14 protein-coding genes are annotated in these 16284 nt (G+C 72.8%); 8 read left to right on the top strand and 6 right to left on the bottom strand.

Going from position 1 to position 16284, the window contains the following annotated elements:
• Positions 1-76 precede the first annotated feature (76 nt).
• A complete protein-coding gene (locus tag ACZ42A_RS20160) occupies positions 77-685 on the top strand; it encodes a J domain-containing protein (RefSeq protein WP_468528591.1) in 609 nt (202 codons plus the stop codon).
• Positions 686-1100: 415 nt separating this feature from the next.
• The gene (locus ACZ42A_RS20155; RefSeq protein ID WP_468528778.1) at positions 1101-1583 is read left to right on the top strand and encodes an ATP-binding protein; all 483 of its coding nucleotides are present in this window, start codon (positions 1101-1103) and stop codon (positions 1581-1583) included.
• A gap of 70 nt (positions 1584-1653) precedes the next feature.
• On the opposite strand, the gene ACZ42A_RS20150 is transcribed toward ACZ42A_RS20155, so the two are convergent.
• Positions 1654-2700 carry a DUF2637 domain-containing protein gene (locus tag ACZ42A_RS20150; protein WP_468528590.1) on the bottom strand — a complete coding sequence of 349 codons (1047 nt, stop codon included), beginning with the start codon at positions 2698-2700 and terminating at the stop codon, positions 1654-1656.
• A gap of 247 nt (positions 2701-2947) precedes the next feature.
• Positions 2948-3796, bottom strand: a complete 849-nt coding sequence (locus ACZ42A_RS20145) for a (2Fe-2S)-binding protein (protein WP_468528589.1) — start codon at positions 3794-3796, stop codon at positions 2948-2950.
• Positions 3797-3986: 190 nt separating this feature from the next.
• On the opposite strand from ACZ42A_RS20145, the gene ACZ42A_RS20140 reads away from it, so the two are divergent.
• Positions 3987-4844 carry a GntR family transcriptional regulator gene (locus ACZ42A_RS20140; RefSeq protein WP_468528588.1) on the top strand — a complete coding sequence of 286 codons (858 nt, stop codon included), beginning with the start codon at positions 3987-3989 and terminating at the stop codon, positions 4842-4844.
• Between the two features lie 119 nt (positions 4845-4963).
• Here the strand turns inward: ACZ42A_RS20140 and ACZ42A_RS20135 are convergent, their stop codons facing one another.
• The gene (locus tag ACZ42A_RS20135) at positions 4964-5731 is read right to left on the bottom strand and encodes a hypothetical protein (protein ID WP_468528587.1); all 768 of its coding nucleotides are present in this window, start codon (positions 5729-5731) and stop codon (positions 4964-4966) included.
• A 176-nt stretch (positions 5732-5907) separates the two neighbouring features.
• Positions 5908-7581, bottom strand: a complete 1674-nt coding sequence (locus ACZ42A_RS20130; RefSeq protein WP_468528586.1) for a PucR family transcriptional regulator — start codon at positions 7579-7581, stop codon at positions 5908-5910.
• Positions 7582-7965: 384 nt separating this feature from the next.
• Here ACZ42A_RS20130 and ACZ42A_RS20125 point away from each other — a divergent pair, with 384 nt between their 5' ends.
• From ACZ42A_RS20125 to ACZ42A_RS20105, 5 genes are all read left to right on the top strand, one after another.
• Positions 7966-8856 (top strand): FAD binding domain-containing protein, encoded by an 891-nt coding sequence (locus ACZ42A_RS20125; RefSeq protein WP_468528585.1) that lies wholly within the window; start codon positions 7966-7968, stop codon positions 8854-8856.
• Positions 8856-9437: a (2Fe-2S)-binding protein gene (locus tag ACZ42A_RS20120; RefSeq protein WP_468528584.1), complete on the top strand. Its 582-nt coding sequence runs from the start codon at positions 8856-8858 to the stop codon at positions 9435-9437. The genes ACZ42A_RS20125 and ACZ42A_RS20120 overlap by 1 nt, the downstream gene beginning before the upstream one ends.
• Before the next feature lie 2 nt (positions 9438-9439).
• A complete protein-coding gene (pucD, locus tag ACZ42A_RS20115) occupies positions 9440-11824 on the top strand; it encodes a xanthine dehydrogenase subunit D (protein WP_468528583.1) in 2385 nt (794 codons plus the stop codon).
• Between the two features lie 214 nt (positions 11825-12038).
• Positions 12039-13496 (top strand): NCS2 family permease, encoded by a 1458-nt coding sequence (locus ACZ42A_RS20110; RefSeq protein WP_468528582.1) that lies wholly within the window; start codon positions 12039-12041, stop codon positions 13494-13496.
• Positions 13497-13542: 46 nt separating this feature from the next.
• The gene (locus ACZ42A_RS20105; protein ID WP_468528581.1) at positions 13543-14694 is read left to right on the top strand and encodes an XdhC family protein; all 1152 of its coding nucleotides are present in this window, start codon (positions 13543-13545) and stop codon (positions 14692-14694) included.
• A 76-nt stretch (positions 14695-14770) separates the two neighbouring features.
• Here ACZ42A_RS20105 and ACZ42A_RS20100 read toward each other — a convergent pair whose 3' ends face one another.
• A complete protein-coding gene (locus ACZ42A_RS20100; RefSeq protein WP_468528580.1) occupies positions 14771-15211 on the bottom strand; it encodes an SRPBCC family protein in 441 nt (146 codons plus the stop codon).
• A 68-nt stretch (positions 15212-15279) separates the two neighbouring features.
• Positions 15280-16251 (bottom strand): helix-turn-helix transcriptional regulator, encoded by a 972-nt coding sequence (locus ACZ42A_RS20095; protein ID WP_468528579.1) that lies wholly within the window; start codon positions 16249-16251, stop codon positions 15280-15282.
• Positions 16252-16284: the final 33 nt, after the last annotated feature.

The following is a 16284-nucleotide window of genomic DNA, read 5'->3' as shown; positions in this document are numbered from 1 at the left end:
GTCGCCCCGAGGGCCGGTCCGACCAGCCGGCGGAGGGCGGCAGTCCACACTCATGCACTCGCACACGGGGAGACCCATGCCCATCCGCACCCGAGCCGGCGCGCTCACCGCACTCGCCGTCGCCGCACTCACCGGCCTCACCGCACTCGCCGCCCCCGCCGGAGCGGTGACCGCGCCCGCGTTCCTCTCGGCCGCCGACCTGCCGCCGCACCCCTCCTCGTCCTGGACCGCCGGGGAGGTCACCGACGGGGTGCCGGACGAGCTGCGGCTCTGCCTGGACGAGGTGTTCCCGGGCTACGACTCCCGCTACCGCCCGTTCCACACCGACCTCGACACCAGCGCCCGCCAGCTGACCATCGTCACCGGCACGACGGCCCAGGCGAAGGCGCTGGCCGACCTGATGAACCAGGAGATCCGGTCCTGCGCGGCCCGCATCGAGCAGCGCGACCCCGAGGTCGAGGCCGCCTACCGGAACTACGGCGGCATACGGGTCGAGGAGGGCGCCCGCGTCCACGGCCTGCACACCGAGACGTCCTGGGGCGCGACGGACATCCGTCTGCTGTCGGTGGGACGCGACGGGCGGACGGTGACCGTCGTGGAGTGGTCGCAGCTGGGCGACTTCGGGGACGCTCCGGTGCCCGCCTTCAAGAAGACGACGGCCACCGCCGTGAACAAGCTCTACTGATCCGGCGGACCACCGCCCGCGGTCCCGGTGACCGCCCTCCCGCCACGGGGGTCGGGACGGCGGGCGCCGGGACCGTCGTATTCCGGCCACTTTCGCCCGGGCCGTTCCGGGGCGGGAACGGTTGCAGATATGCCGCCGCCGAGGAACCACCCGCCTCACCTCTTGGCCGGTTACGGCCGGAGCGGCAGTCCGCAATAGACAGGTGAGCCGATCTCCACCGGTCGGCTCCGGGGCCCGACGCGCCGTACGCGCCGGCCGTGCCCGCTCCGGCCGCTCCAGGCCGCCCCGGCCGTGGCCGAACACCTGGGCGTCGGCGATCCGGCATGACTGGCCCGCTGCCGACCGGGCAAGGATCCCCGTGAACGTGTTCGAGCAGGAGGGGAACCGAACCGACATCGGCACGCGGGCGGGGGAGATGAAGAGGCAGGCACGGGGAGGCGGGCCCGGCACGGTCGGGGCTCTGTCGACAGGGACGGTGGAGGACGAGGCCGACGGCGCCGCGGAGCGGATACCGGCGCCGCAACTGAGGCGCAGACTCGGGCGGGCGGACCTGCGGGCGGTCCCGGAGGCCCGCCGGGCGCTGCGCGAACTGCTCCGGCACTGGGGGAGTCCGGACTGCTCGGCGGTGGCGGAGCTGCTGACCAGCGAACTCGTCACCAACGCGCTGGTCCACACCGACGACGAGGCGATCCTGACAGCCACCATGGGACCGCGCGGACTGCGCGTGGAGGTACGGGACTTCGTGGCCCGTCGGCCCCGGCTGCGCCGCCCGGACACCGACGACGGCACGCACGGCCGGGGGCTGGTGCTGGTGGAGTCGCTGGCCGCCGCGTGGGGCGTACGGCCGCACGCGGTGGGCAAGTCCGTCTGGTTCGAACTGGACGCGGACGCGGCGTGAACGGAACGGGACGGGGTGCGGCCCGTCGTGGCCGCACCCCGTCCCCTCGTCGCCCGGTCCCCGGTCCGGGCTAGCCGAACTGCTGCTCCAGGTCCTTGAGCTTGCGCTCCAGGGAGTCGAGGCGCGGCAGGGCCATCGTGTCGTCCTCCGCGGTGAGGTCCACGGTGATCCGGTCAGCGGATCCGCTGCGGACCGGCTGCAGGGAGGGCCGGGCGCGTACCGGCAGTTGCTCCGGCGCGGATATGGCAGGCTCCGCGGTGACCATCTCGGAGCCCTGCTCCACCGACGGCAGTTCCACCTGCCGTCCGCCGCCCCGGCCGACGAAGCCGCGGTGGCCCCGGCTGATCGCCTTCAGCTGGGCGCGCTCCAGGCGCTCCTTGTCGCGGCGGCGCATCCGCTCCTGCTCCTTCTGGCGCTTGTCCTCGCGCACCTCCTCGACCGCCTCGTCGAGGCTGCGCACGCCCTCCAGGAGCATCAGGGACCAGGCCTTGTACGTCTCGCGCGGGGCCCGCAGCCAGCGCACGACCCGGATCTGCGGCAGCGGTCTGGGCACCAGTCCCTGCTCGCGCAGGGCGGCCCGGCGGGTCTGCTTGAGGGCGCGGTCGAAGAGGACCGCGGCCGACAGGGACATGCCCGCGAAGAAGTGGGGGGCGCCGGCGTGACCGGCACCGCGGGGTGCGTGCACCCAGTTGAACCAGGCGGCGGCGAAGGCGAAGGTCCACACGAGTATCCGGGAGCCGAGCGCCGCGTCACCGTGGCTGGCCTCGCGCACCGCGAGCACGGAGCAGAACATCGCGGCGCCGTCCAGACCGAACGGCACCAGGTACTGCCAGCCGCCGGAGAGGCCGAGGTTCTGCTCGCCGAAGCCGACCAGGCCGTGGAAGGAGAGCGCCGCCGCGACCGCGGCGCAGCAGAAGAGGAGGACGTAGGAGACGGTGCCGTAGATGGCCTCTTTGCGTCTGCGGCGTTCCTCGTTGCGCTCCCACGAGTCGTCGGCGCTCGAGTCCTTCCCCGCGGCCCGCTTGCCGCGCGCGAGCACCGCCACCGCCGCCAGCATGCCCAGGAGCAGTACGGCGCCCGGAAGCAGCCAGTTCAGCGATATCTCGGTCAGTCTCATCTGGGGGTTCCCTTGCATTGGGATAGGGCGTAACGACGCCCGCCATAGTGGCCCAGACCCGCGGAACCTCAGGGGGTTTCGCGGCAAGAGGCCGCCAAGGAGGGGGAAGGGGATACCCAGGACGACGATATGCTCGAACTGCCGTCTGGCAGGCGGTAGTTGAGTTCGAACAAGACCACCCGTGCGGGCGGTTCCGTGGAAAGTTCCGGCGGCGCGAATGTGCTTGTGGGGCGGAAGTGACGGTGGATCAGCCCGCCGCCGCGGCGGTCAGCTTGGCGATCCGGTCCGCGTCGCAGGTGCGCGGGCAGGTGGCGCAGGTGTCCTCGGGGCGCAGGGTGTAGAACATGCAGCAGCTCGCCCGGTCACGGGTGGGCAGCGACTCGCCGTCCGGGCCGGTCAGCTCGCGGAAGGCCGCCGAGCCGACGTACGGCCTGGTCGCCCCCGGCAGCAGCAGCTCCAGCTCGCGCCGCGCCCGCTCCTGCTCGCCCAGCAGATGGGCGACGTACCACAGCCCCTCGACGACCTCGTCGGTCGCCATGCCCCACAGCGCGCGGCCGCGCCGGCGCATCCGCGGGCCGAAGCCGCCGAGGACCGGTTCCAGATGCTCGGCGACCGCCGCCCGCACCTCGGCGCGCAGCGCCTCCTCGCCGGCGACCACCCGGGCGCCGGGCAGCGCGGCGGCCGGGTCGCCGGGCAGGCAGGCGAAGCCGGCCGGCCGCACGGCCATACGGCCGATGGAGAGGCCGGGAGTCGAGCGGTCGTACGAGACATGCGTCACGGGGTAGCGGGGGACCCGCCGGTGCAGGAACCATGGGACGGTGATCAGCAGGCAGGCGGGCCAGGCGTACCGGTGCAGGCCGAAGCTGCCGACCACGTCCGGGCGGGCCTGCTGGCCGTAGTCCCGGACGATCTGGGCGTCGTCCCAGGCCAGAAAGGCGTCGAGGCCGGCTCCGCCCTCCGCGAGCGAGGCGGCGGCGACCCATCCGCCGCCCCGGGGGGCCGGGTCCTCGATTCCCAGTTCGGTCACGGTGAGCCCCGGAAAGACGTCGGTGAGGCGGGCGTACGCGTCCGCGACGGCCGAAGACGGCACAGGCATACCGGGACCGCCCCTTCGGGGTCGAGTAGAGCCAGGTCGAGAGGTAAGCCTTACCTTACCCAATCGATCGGAAGTTTGAACTACCGCCGGGTGCGCCTATGGTGCTTGACGGACGAGTAACAACCCGCCGTAATCTCCCCAACCACCGACAACCGACGACAACGGACGACAAGCCCGTCAGGAGGCACCCGTGAAGCAGGCCGCGCACGGCTCCGCCGGGACGGACCCCGGAGCTTCCGGCCCTCCGGCGGGCAGCGGTGAGGCGGCCGCCACCCGGGTGCCGCCGCAGGCGCGGGCCTCGGCGGCCGGCGGGGACACGGCCGGCGGGGGTGCGGCCGGCGCGGCGGCGCGGGGTGAGCACACGCACAGTGAACAACCGATTCCGCAGGCGCGGCCCGCGACCCCGGAGCCGCCCCGTCCCGTCGTGCAGCGGTCGTCCGTGCGCGGGCAGATCCTCCAGGCGCTGCGCTCCGCCCTGGTCACCGGGGAGCTGCGGCCCGGCGAGGTGTACTCCGCGCCCGCCCTCGGCGAGCGGTTCGGGGTCTCGGCGACGCCGGTCCGCGAGGCCATGCAGCAGCTCGCGCTGGAAGGGGCCGTCGAGGTCGTCCCCAACCGGGGCTTCCGGGTCGTCGAGCGGGACGCGGGGGAGCTGGCGGAGCTGGCCGAGGTGCGGGCGCTGATCGAGGTGCCCGTACTGCTGCGGCTCGCCCGCACGGTGCCCGCCGCGCGGTGGGCCGAGCTGCGGCCGCTGGCGGAGGCGACGGTGCGGGCGGCGGCGTCCGGGTGCAGGGTCACGTACGCCGAGGCGGATCGGGCGTTCCATCGGGCCGTGCTGGGGCTCGCGGGCAATGGGCAGCTGGTGCGGATCGCCGATGATCTGCATCGGCGGGTGCAGTGGCCGCCGGCGGGGGTGGCCGGGGGTCGTAGCCGTACGGAGCTGATGGCCGACGCGGCCCAGCATGTGGGGTTGCTGGACGCGTTGATCGCGGGGGACGCGGAGGCTGTGCGGGTGTTGGTGGGGGAGCACTTTCCCGGCGGTGGGGCGTGAACCGGCGTCGACGCCGGGCAGGGGTGGGACGCGCGGCCCGGCGCTGACGGGGTGCCTCCCCCAAGCTCTTCGAGCAGGGGGTACCCCCAGCGCCCACCCTCGGCTGCTTGGGCGGAGCCCTAAGCAGTCGCCGCCCCCGCCTCCGGCGGTGCCAGATGGCGGGCCAGCCACGTCGGTACGCCCCCCAGCAGCTGGAACAGCCGGCGCGCCTCCTCCCGCAGCCGTGACGCCTCCGGTTCCGTCTCCGTGTCCGCCAGGGACACCAGCGCCGGGGCCGTGCCCACCAGATAGCCCAGTTCCTCGCGGATCCGCAGGGACTCGGCGAAGCCGTGCCGCGCCTCGGCCAACTCGCCGTCGCGCAGGGCGAGTCCGGCGAGGTGGCGCCAGGTGAAGGAGAGCAGGAGGGCGTCGGAGTGGGTCGTGGCGCTCGCGTGGGCGCGGCGGTACGCCGCGCGGGCGGCCTGGGGGGAGCGGGTGAGGTTCTCCGCCAGCAGGCCCCGGCGGAAGTCCAGCAGGGCCCGGGCCGGTGCGCCCGGAGGGATCAGCGCCGCCGCCCGGCCGAGCGCGGCGCGCGCCTCGTCGGCGCGGTCCCGCACCCCGAGAAGGGTGGCGGCGTACGCCAAGTACCCGCGTTCACAAGCGGCCGCGCCCCGTTCGTCGTCGCCGTGGGCCAGCGCCTCCGCGGTGCGCAGCGCGTCCTCGGCCTCCTCCCAGCCCCGCTCGGTGTACAGACAGCGTTCCACCAGCAGCGCGGCCCGCTGCAACGCGGCGGCCGCGGTGACCGGTTGGAGCAGGGCGGCCGCGTCGGCCCAGCAGGCCCGCGAGCGCAGCCGCCATACCGCGGTCTGGAGTGGATCGTCACCGTCGGTCGTTCCGTTACCAGACATGGCGGTATACGCCACCTCGCCCTCCCCGAGCACGCCATCGAGCTGTTGAGTGGTGGCGGCATCTCAGCACGGATCGCCCGGCCCGGCCAAGAGGGTGGGTGAAGGATTTCACAAAGTCGTGGGACTCCGGGCCCGCCGAGGTTTCGGCTCGTACGCGGCCCGTACCCGGCTGTTCCTCAGCTCATCCGCAGCGCCAGGAAGAAGTCCAGCTTGTCCTCCAGGCGGGACAGGTCACGGCCCGTCAACTGCTCGATCCGGCCCACCCGGTACCGCAGCGTGTTGACGTGCAGGTGCAGCCGCGTCGCACAGCGCGTCCAGGAGCCGTCGCACTCCAGGAACGCCTCCAGGGTCGGGATCAGCTCCGCGCGGTGGCGGCGGTCGTAGTCGCGCAGGGGGTCCAGCAGACGGGCGGTGAAGGCGCGGCGGACGTCGTCCGGGACGAAGGGGAGCAGCAGGACGTGCGAGGCCAGCTCCTGGTGGCCCGCCGCGCACACCCGGCCGGTCCGCGCCGCCGCCACCCGGCGGGCGTGCCGGGCCTCCTCCAGCGCGCCGCGCAGCCCCTCGGCGGAGTGCACGGCCGCGCTGACGCCGAGCGTGACCCGCCCGTCGCCGTCGAGACCGGCGGACAGCGGCTCGCGTACGGCCGTCAGCAGCGCGTCGGCGAGGACGCCGGTCTCGGAGCCGTCGTGCTCGGCGGAGACGGCGGGCAGCGGGACCAGGGCGATCGCCTCGTCGCCGGTGTGGGCGACGGCGATGCGGTCCGAGGGCTCCGGCCCGGTCGCCAGCGGGTCGACCAGGATCTCCTCGAGCAGCGACTGGGCGACCGGGCCCGGCTCGATCTCCCCGCCGTCCCACTCGACCCGGGCGACCACGACCTGCCAGTGCGGGGCCGCGCCCAGGCCGGGCAGCAGCACCGGGGCGGCCACCCGCAGCCGGGCGGCGATCTCGGCGGGCGCGGCGCCGGTCTGCACCAGCTCCAGCACCTCCTGGGCGAGCCGCCGGCGCACGGTGCGCGCGGCGTCCCGGCGGTCGCGTTCGACCGCGATCAGCTGGGTGACGCCGTGCAGCAGGTCGAGCCGTTCCTCGGCCCAGTCCCCGGCGTCCGCCTCCACGGCGAGCACCCAGTCCGACAGCACGGTCTCGCGCACGTCCCGGGAGGCCCGCGGGGAGCGTCCGCTGCTGCGGATCGGGAAGAGCGAGTACGTCGCCGAGCCGACCAGCACCCGGTGCGGGCCGCGCCGGCCGGTGCGGGCGGCGGCCAGGTGCTCGGCGGCGAGCTTCGCGCACAGTTCGGCGGGCAGCCCGGGCCCGGCGACCTTGGGCCCGGCGATCAGCCGTCCGGTCGGCGACAGCACCCAGGCGCGCAGGTCCAGGTCGGAGCCGAGCAGGTCCAGCACCACGTCGGGGCCGCCGCCCGCGGGGCCGGAGGTCATCATCCGCCGGTGCCGGTCGACGACGGCCGCGAGGTCGCCGGCGCGCTCGCCGGACACCTGCCGGACGACGTGCTCGGTGATCGTCGCGAAGGCCACCGACTCGTGCACCGCGAACAGCGGCAGGCGGTGCTTGGCGCAGGCCTGCACCAGGTCCTCGGGGACGTCGCCCAGCTCGGCCTCGCCCGCGGCGAGGGCGGCGACACCGGCCTGGACCAGGATGCGCACGAAGGGCTCCGAGTCGGCGGCGTCCCGGCGCCAGGCGAGACCGGTCAGGACCAGCTCGCCGCCCGAGAGGTAGCGGCTGGGGTCCCGGAGGTCGGTGGTCATCACGCCCCGCACGGTGCGGTCCAGCTCGTCCTCGCCGCCGAGCAGCCTGAGGCCCAGCGCGTCGGTGTCCAGCAGTGCGCGCAGCCGCATTCTCGTCGCCGCCGTTCTTTGTCTCGAAACCTACGATGAAACTGATGGTCTTGGTGGATTTGGTGCGCGGGCTGTTCGACGGGCCGACACATGGTCGTCCGGTGCGGTTGCTCGCCGTCTCCTCGGAGGTGTCCCAGGTCACGCGGACGGGCCGGACGTTTCCAGAGGAAAACAGAGGGGTTACTGAGGACCTCCGTTCATACGAATCTACAAGATGACCACCCTGGCCAGCCAACTCCTTCATGGTTTCTGCGACTGACCCCGCTGGAGTACGGCGCTGTGTACTGGCTCCACTCCGCGTTAACAGCACATGAACGAGCCGGGCCCGCCGCACACGGATTGGCTCAATCTGTACGACCCACGAGACGATGAAGAGAGCCGGTCATGGACTTCCTTCGCCCCGCCAGTTGGGAGGAGGCGCTCGCCGCGAAGGCAGAGCACCCCACCGCTGTGCCGATTGCGGGTGGCACCGATGTGATGGTCGAGATCAACTTCGACCACCGCCGGCCCGAGTACCTCCTCGACCTCAACCGCATCGGCGAGCTGACCGAATGGGAGGTCGGCGAGGACTCCGTGCGCCTGGGTGCCTCCGTCCCGTACACCAAGATCATGGAGAATCTGCGGGCCGAGCTGCCGGGCCTGGCCCTCGCGTCGCACACGGTCGCCTCCCCGCAGATCCGCAACCGCGGCGGCGTCGGCGGCAACCTCGGCACGGCCTCCCCGGCCGGTGACGCCCACCCCGCGCTGCTCGCGGCGGGCGCCGAGGTCGAGGTCGCGTCGGTGCGCGGCAGCCGCCGTATCCCGATCGACGAGTTCTACACCGGCGTCAAGCGCAACGCGCTCGCCCCCGACGAGCTGATCCGCGCCGTCCACATCAAGAAGGCGGACGGCCCGCAGCAGTACTCGAAGGTCGGCACCCGCAACGCCATGGTCATCGCCGTGTGCGCGTTCGGGCTCGCCCTGCACCCCGAGACCCGCACGGTCCGCACCGGCATCGGCTCGGCCGCCCCCACCCCGATCCGGGCGAAGGCCGCCGAGGAGTTCCTGAACGCCGCGCTGGAGGAGGGCGGCTTCTGGGACAACGGCAAGATCATCACCCCGTCGGTCGCCAAGCAGTTCGCGGAGCTGTGCTCGGCCGCCTGCAACCCGATCGACGACGTCCGGGGCACCGCGAGCTACCGCCGCCACGCGGTCGGCGTGATGGCCCGCCGGACACTCACCTGGACCTGGGAGTCGTACCGCGGCGCCCGCCGCGCTTCGGAGGGAGCTGCGTAATGCGCGTCAACTTCACCGTCAACGGACGTCCGCAGGAAGCCGACGACGTCTGGGAGGGCGAGAGCCTGCTCTACGTCCTGCGTGAGCGCCTGGGCCTTCCCGGCTCCAAGAACGCCTGTGAGCAGGGCGAATGCGGCTCCTGCACGGTCAGACTCGACGGCGTGCCGGTCTGCTCCTGTCTGGTCGCCGCCGGCCAGGTGGAGGGCCGTGAGGTCGTCACCGTCGAGGGCCTGGCGGACTACGCCAAGGAGCGCGCCGAGGGCGGCTGCGCGAGCGGCGCCTGCGGCACCTCGCTGGACGCGGCCAAGCGGTGGGAGTCCAAGCCCGCCGACTCCCAGACCGGCGAGGGCACCGAGCTCTCCCCGATCCAGCAGGCGTTCATCGACGCCGGCGCCGTCCAGTGCGGCTTCTGCACCCCCGGCCTGCTCGTCGCCGCCGACGAGATGCTGGAGCGCAACCCGAACCCGACCGACGCGGACATCCGCGAGGCCCTGTCGGGCAACCTGTGCCGCTGCACCGGTTACGAGAAGATCATGGACGCGGTCCGCCTGGCGGCCGCCCGGCAGTCAGAGGGGGTCTGACCATGCCGACCAACGGCGCACCCACCAAGATCACCCAGGGCTCCCAGACCAAGGGCGGCATCGGCGAGTCCACGCTCCGCCCCGACGGCACCCTGAAGGTCACCGGCGAGTTCGCGTACTCGTCCGACATGTGGCACGAGGACATGCTCTGGGGCCAGATCCTGCGCTCCACCGTCGCCCACGCCGAGATCGTGTCGATCGACACCGCCGAGGCGCTGGCCATGCCGGGCGTCTACGCCGTGCTGACGTACGACGACCTGCCGACCGAGGTGAAGAACTACGGCCTGGAGATCCAGGACACCCCGGTCCTCGCGCACGGCAAGGTACGCCACCACGGCGAGCCGGTCGCGCTCGTCGCCGCCGACCACCCGGAGACCGCCCGCCGCGCCGCCGCGAAGATCAAGGTCGAGTACAAGGAGCTGCCCGTCATCACCGACGAGGCCTCCGCGCTCGCCCCGGACGCGATCCTCGTCCACGAGAACCGCGACGACCACCACTCCGGTCACGTCCCGCACCCGAACATCGTCCACCGCCAGCCGATCATCCGCGGGAACGTGGAGGAGGCCCGCAGGCGGGCCGACGTGATCGTCGAGGGCGAGTACACCTTCGGCATGCAGGACCAGGCCTTCCTCGGCCCCGAGTCCGGCCTCGCCGTCCCCGAGGAGGACGGCGGCGTCCACCTCTACATCGCCACCCAGTGGCTCCACTCCGACCTGCGCCAGATCGCGCCCGTCCTCGGCCTGCCCGAGGAGAAGGTGCGGATGACGCTGGCCGGCGTCGGCGGCGCGTTCGGCGGCCGCGAGGACCTGTCGATGCAGATCCACGCCTGCCTGCTGGCGCTGCGCACCGGCAAGCCCGTGAAGATCGTCTACAACCGGTTCGAGTCCTTCTTCGGGCACGTCCACCGCCACCCGGCCAAGCTCTACTACGAGCACGGTGCCACCAAGGACGGCAAGCTCACGCACATGAAGTGCAGGATCGTCCTGGACGGCGGCGCGTACGCCTCCGCCTCCCCGGCGGTCGTCGGCAACGCCTCGTCCCTGTCGGTCGGCCCGTATGTCATCGACGACGTCGACATCGAGGCCATCGCCCTCTACACCAACAACCCGCCCTGCGGTGCGATGCGCGGCTTCGGCGCGGTCCAGGCGTGCTTCGCCTACGAGGCGCAGATGGACAAGCTGGCGGCGAAGCTGGGCATGGACCCGGTGGAGTTCCGGCAGCTCAACGCCATGGAGCAGGGGACCATCATGCCGACGGGCCAGCCCGTCGACTCCCCGGCCCCGGTCGCCGAACTGCTGCGCCGCGTCAAGGCGATGCCGATGCCGCCGGAGCGCCAGTGGGAGTCCAGCGAGGGCGCGGACGTACGGCAGCTGCCGGGCGGTCTGTCCAACACCACGCACGGGGAAGGCGTCGTACGGGGTGTCGGCTACGCGGTCGGCATCAAGAACGTCGGCTTCTCCGAGGGCTTCGACGACTACTCCACCGCCAAGGTGCGCATCGAGGTGATCAACGGCGAGCCCGTGGTCACCGTGCACACCGCGATGGCGGAGGTCGGCCAGGGCGGCGTCACCGTCCACGCGCAGATCGCCCGCACCGAGCTGGGCGTCGCCCAGGTGACCATCCACCCGGCCGACACGCAGGTGGGCAGCGCCGGTTCGACGTCCGCCTCCCGGCAGACGTACGTCACCGGCGGCGCCGTGAAGAACGCCTGCGAGCTGGTGCGCGAGCGGGTCCTGGAGATCGGGCGCCGCAAGTTCGGCTCCTACCACCCCGCGTGGGCGACGGCGGAGCTGCTGCTGGAGGGCGGCAAGGTCGTCACCGACGGCGGCGAGGTCCTCGCCGACCTGGTGGACGTCCTCGAGGACGACGCCGTGGAGCTGGAGGAGGAGTGGCGGCACCGGCCGACCGAGCCCTTCGACCTGCGCACCGGCCAGGGCTTCGGCCACGTCCAGTACTCCTTCGCCGCCCACCGCGCGGTCGTCGAGGTCGACACCGAACTCGGCCTGGTCAAGGTGATCGAGCTGGCCTGCGCCCAGGACGTCGGCAAGGCGCTCAACCCGCTGTCCGTGATCGGCCAGATCCAGGGCGGCACCACGCAGGGTCTCGGCGTCGCGGTGATGGAGGAGATCGTCGTCGATCCGAAGACGGCGAAGGTGAAGAACCCCTCCTTCACGGACTATCTGATCCCCACCATCCTCGACACGCCGACCATCCCGGTCGACGTGCTCGAACTCGCCGACGAGCACGCCCCGTACGGGCTGCGCGGCATCGGCGAGGCCCCCACCCTGTCGTCGACCCCGGCCGTCCTCGCGGCGATCCGGAACGCGACCGGGCTCGAGCTCAACCGGACGCCGGTCCGCCCCGAGCACCTCACCGGCACCGCGTAAGACCCTCCGGGCGGCGCACAGGAACGTCACAGCCTCCCCGCGCCGCCCGGAGTACCCCACAAGCACCGCACCGCTCGCGGCACTTGGAACAACACGACTGAATCGTTCGTCTCGGGCCGTCCCCCGGGTCGTGCGGCCGAAGCACCTTCCCAAATCCCGCCCGTCGCCGACGGCGGCCGGCGGGTGCCCCTTTGAACCTTGGGAGTAGGCCCACATGACCCAGCAGTCACTGGAGCCGAAGACCGTCGCGGAGGACGCGGGTGCGGGAACCCGCGTTCCGGCCGGACGCTCTTGGCTCGACCGGTACTTTCACATATCCCACAGAGGATCCACGGTCGCGCGTGAGGTGCGCGGCGGCATCACCACCTTCATGGCGATGGCGTACATCCTCCTCCTCAACCCCCTGATCCTGTCCGGCAAGGACGCGGCGGGGGACACGCTCGGCCAGAAGGCGCTGATCACCGCGACCGCGTTCGCGGCGGCCCTCACCACACTGCTGATGGGTTTCGTCGGCAAGGTCCCCCTCGCGCTCGCCGCGGGCCTCTCCGTCTCCGGAGTACTCGCCTCCCAGGTCGCCCCGCAGATGACCTGGCCGCAGGCGATGGGCATGTGCGTGATGTACGGCGTGGTCATCATGCTGCTGGTCGTCACCGGCCTGCGCGAGATGATCATGAACGCCATCCCGCTCGCCCTCAAGCACGCCATCACCATGGGCATCGGCCTGTTCGTCGCCCTGATCGGCTTCTACAAGGCGGGCTTCGTCCACCAGGGCGAAGGGACCCCGGTCACCCTGGGCCCCGCCGGTGAACTCGCCGGCTGGCCGGTCCTGCTGTTCGCCGTCACCCTGCTCGGCATCTTCATGCTCCAGGCGCGCGGGATCCCCGGCGCCATCCTGATCGGCATCGCCGGCGGCACCCTGCTCGCCGTGATCCTCAACGCGGCCGGTGTCATCGACCCCAAGCAGTGGGCCGGCGGAGCGCCCGAACTGCGCGGCAGCGCGGTCTCCATGCCCGACTTCTCGATCTTCGGCAACGTCGAGTTCGGCGGCTGGGGCGAAGTCGGCGCGATGACCGTCGGAATGATCGTCTTCACGCTGGTGCTCGCCGGGTTCTTCGACGCGATGGCGACCATCATCGGCGTCGGCACCGAGGCCAAGCTGGCCGACGACAAGGGCCGGATGCCGGGCCTGTCCAAGGCGCTGTTCATCGACGGCGCGGGCGGCGCGATCGGCGGCGTCTCCGGCGCCTCCGGCCAGACCGTGTTCGTCGAGTCGGCGACGGGCGTCGGCGAGGGTGCGCGAACGGGGCTCTCCTCGGTCGTCACCGGCCTGTTCTTCGCGGCCTGCCTGTTCTTCACCCCGCTGACGGCGATCGTGCCGGGCGAGGTCGCCGCGGCCGCCCTGGTGGTCATCGGCGCCATGATGATGATGAACGCCCGCCATGTGGACTGGGCCGACCGCGCCACCGCGATCCCGGTCTTCCTGACCGTCGTGATCATGCCGTTCACGTACTCCATCACCGCGGGTGTCGCCGCCGGCGTCATCGCCTACGTCGCCATCAAGACCGCCCAGGGCAAGGTGCGGGAGGTCGGCGCCTTCATGTGGGCGCTGACGGCGATCTTCGTGGTGTTCTTCGCCCTCAACCCCATCGAGGGATGGCTGGGCGTGCACTAGCCGCCCCCCACCGCCCTCCCCACACCGCTGTTAAGGAGACCGACAGATGCTGGACATCGCCGAAGAGCTGCACCGGTGGGTCGAGCAGGGACGCGACTTCGCCGTGGCCACCGTGGTGGCGGTCGGCGGGAGCGCCCCGCGCCAGCCCGGCGCCGCCCTCGCGGTCGACGCCGACGGCACGGCGATCGGGTCGGTCTCCGGCGGCTGTGTGGAGGGGGCGGTCTACGAGCTGTGCCAACAGGCGCTGGAGGACGGCGAGACGGTCCTGGAGCGCTTCGGCTACAGCGACGAGGACGCCTTCGCGGTCGGCCTGACCTGCGGCGGCATCATCGACATCCTCGTCACCCCGGTCCGGGCGGGCGACCCCGTCCGGCCGGTGGTGGCCGCCGCGCTCGCCGCCGCCTCGCGCGGCGAGGCCGCCGCGGTGGCGCGGATCGTGGCGGGACCGGCCGAGCTGCGGGGCCGCGCGCTCCTGGTGCGCCCGGACGGCTCGTACGACGGCGGCTTCGGCGCCCACCCCGAACTGGACCGCACGGTCGTCGGCGAGACGGCCGCCTTCCTGGACGCCGGCCGCACCGGCACCCTGGAGATCGGAGAGCAGGGCTCACGCTGCGGAGCACCGCTCACGCTGCTGATCGAGTCCTCCGTCCCCGCGCCCCGCATGATCGTCTTCGGCGCGATCGACTTCGCGTCGGCCCTGGTACGGGTCGGCAAGTTTCTGAACTACCACGTGACGGTGTGCGACGCCCGCCCCGTCTTCGCCACGAAGGCCCGCTTCCCGGAGGCCGACGAGATCGTCGTCGAATGGCCCCACACCTACCTGGAGCGCACGGAGGTGGACGCGCGCACGGTCCTGTGCGTCCTCACCCACGATGCCAAGTTCGACGTCCCGCTGCTCCGGCTCGCCCTGCGGCTGCCCGTGGCGTACGTCGGCGCCATGGGCTCGCGCCGCACCCACCTGGAGCGCAACGAGCGGCTGCGCGAGGTCGGCGTGACCGAGCTGGAACTGGCCCGGCTGCGCTCCCCGATCGGCCTGGACCTGGGGGCCCGGACGCCCGAGGAGACGGCCCTGTCCATCGCCGCCGAGATCGTCGCGAACCGGCGCGGCGGCAGCGGCGTCTCGCTCACCGGCGCGCACACCCCGATCCACCACGACACGCCGTCGGCCCCGGCGGGACGGATCGGCTCGGTGGCCTGACGGGGCGGATCGGCTCTGTGGCCTGACTGGGCGGATCGGCTCCGTGGCCTGACGGGGCGTCACCCGCCTGGTCGCGTCACGGCTGCCGCAGCAGCCGGTTCACCGCCCGCCCGAACACCGCCCGCGCCGCCCCCTCCAGTGGCCGGTCGAAGAGGGCGGGCAGCAGCCGTACGCCCAGCTCCTCCCGCCAGATCACCCGCGCCCGCCCGCCGGGGCCCGGCCGGACCTCCAGCTCCGCCCAGCCGAGGACGACCCGGCCGCGCTTCTCCAGCCGGCACCGGCCGGGCGTGTCCTCGCCCGGCGGCTGCCACACCGTGACCTCCATCCGGTCGTCGACCGCGAGCGGGCCGAGGCCCGAACGGGCCACGAAGACCGTCCCGACCCCGCTGGGCGGGGGAGTCAGCACCCGAACGCGGGTCAGCGGTACGGCGTCCGCGTGCCGCGGCCACTCGGTGAGCCGGCGCCAGGCCTCGGGCAGGGGGAGCGGTGCCGTGCGCTCCAGGGTGAAGGTGACCACGGGACGATCTTAGGGAGCCGCCCGGCGGCCAGCGGCAGACGGTGGAGTCGAGGTGCCCTGACTGCCCCTCAGGACGCGTCTCCGTAGCGGGCGGCCATCGCGGCGGCGCGCTCGCGCAGGGAAGTGCGCAACGCCCCCGGGGCCAAGGCCTCCGCGTCCGTGCCGAGCTGCCACAGGGCCCACTCGGCGTGCCGTAGATCCTGGAACGTCACCTCCAGCCGCAGCCGGCCGTCTGCTTCGCGTTCCGCGGCGCGGACGGCTACCGCCATGCTCAGCAGATCCTCCCGCCGCCCCGGGGTCACCCGTATCAGCACGGCGATGTGGTCGCTGGACAGAAACCGCGCGCAGCGTTCCCGCCAGACCCGGTCCAGATCGACCCGGTCCGGTCGCTGTGCCGGTTCGGGGAGTTCCTCGGCGGCCAGCACCCGCGACAGCCGGTAGGTGCGGTCCGCACCGGATCTCGTGGCCAGCAAGTAGCCCCGCTCCCGTACGGTGACCAGGCCGATCGGGTCCACCGTGCGCCACTGTGCCGTCTGGCCCGTGGCCGCGTAGTGCATGCGCAGTCTGTGTCCGGCGAGCACCGCGCGCCGGATCTCGAGCATGGTCGCGCCGGGCACCTCCTCGGTGACCGGCCGACGTGAGAGCAGGTCGGTCTCCGGCTCGACGAGAAGTCGCTGCGCCGCGTCGCTCGCGCTGACCCGATGGTCTTCGGGCAGCGCGTCAACCACCTTGCGCATGGCCGAAGCGAGCGCCGAGCCGAGGCCGAACACCTGCTCGCCGCGCGCCGATCCGGCGGTCAGCAGGGCAAGGGCCTCGTCGTGGTTCAGTCCGGTGAGCTCGGTCCGGAAACCGGGCAGCAACGCGAACCCGCCGTGCCGGCCGCGTTCGGAGTAGACCGGGACGCCGGCTGCGGACAGCGCCTCGATGTCGCGCAGCACGGTACGGGTGGACACCTCCAGCTCGCGGGCGAGCGTCTCCGCGGTCAGCCGACCGCGCTGACGCAGCAGCAGCACCAGCGAGACCAGCCGATCGGCGCGCATGCGAGGACCTTATCGAATACATGACCAAGGGTG

It is taken from the genome of Streptomyces sp. NPDC030838 (assembly GCF_055572035.1).
This window is presented reverse-complemented; position numbering and strand designations above follow the sequence as displayed.

Excerpts from the sequence above, each read along its gene's own strand:
- ACZ42A_RS20160 (WP_468528591.1), top strand. The coding sequence starts at position 77 with ATGCCCATCCGCACCCGAGCCGGCGCGCTCACCGCACTCGCCGTCGCC.
- ACZ42A_RS20155 (WP_468528778.1), top strand. The coding sequence starts at position 1,101 with ATGAAGAGGCAGGCACGGGGAGGCGGGCCCGGCACGGTCGGGGCTCTG.
- ACZ42A_RS20150 (WP_468528590.1), bottom strand. The coding sequence starts at position 2,700 with ATGAGACTGACCGAGATATCGCTGAACTGGCTGCTTCCGGGCGCCGTA.
- ACZ42A_RS20145 (WP_468528589.1), bottom strand. The coding sequence starts at position 3,796 with ATGCCTGTGCCGTCTTCGGCCGTCGCGGACGCGTACGCCCGCCTCACC.
- ACZ42A_RS20135 (WP_468528587.1), bottom strand. The coding sequence starts at position 5,731 with ATGTCTGGTAACGGAACGACCGACGGTGACGATCCACTCCAGACCGCG.
- ACZ42A_RS20130 (WP_468528586.1), bottom strand. The coding sequence starts at position 7,581 with ATGCGGCTGCGCGCACTGCTGGACACCGACGCGCTGGGCCTCAGGCTG.
- ACZ42A_RS20125 (WP_468528585.1), top strand. The coding sequence starts at position 7,966 with ATGGACTTCCTTCGCCCCGCCAGTTGGGAGGAGGCGCTCGCCGCGAAG.
- ACZ42A_RS20120 (WP_468528584.1), top strand. The coding sequence starts at position 8,856 with ATGCGCGTCAACTTCACCGTCAACGGACGTCCGCAGGAAGCCGACGAC.
- pucD (WP_468528583.1), top strand. The coding sequence starts at position 9,440 with ATGCCGACCAACGGCGCACCCACCAAGATCACCCAGGGCTCCCAGACC.
- ACZ42A_RS20110 (WP_468528582.1), top strand. The coding sequence starts at position 12,039 with ATGACCCAGCAGTCACTGGAGCCGAAGACCGTCGCGGAGGACGCGGGT.
- ACZ42A_RS20105 (WP_468528581.1), top strand. The coding sequence starts at position 13,543 with ATGCTGGACATCGCCGAAGAGCTGCACCGGTGGGTCGAGCAGGGACGC.
- ACZ42A_RS20095 (WP_468528579.1), bottom strand. The coding sequence starts at position 16,251 with ATGCGCGCCGATCGGCTGGTCTCGCTGGTGCTGCTGCTGCGTCAGCGC.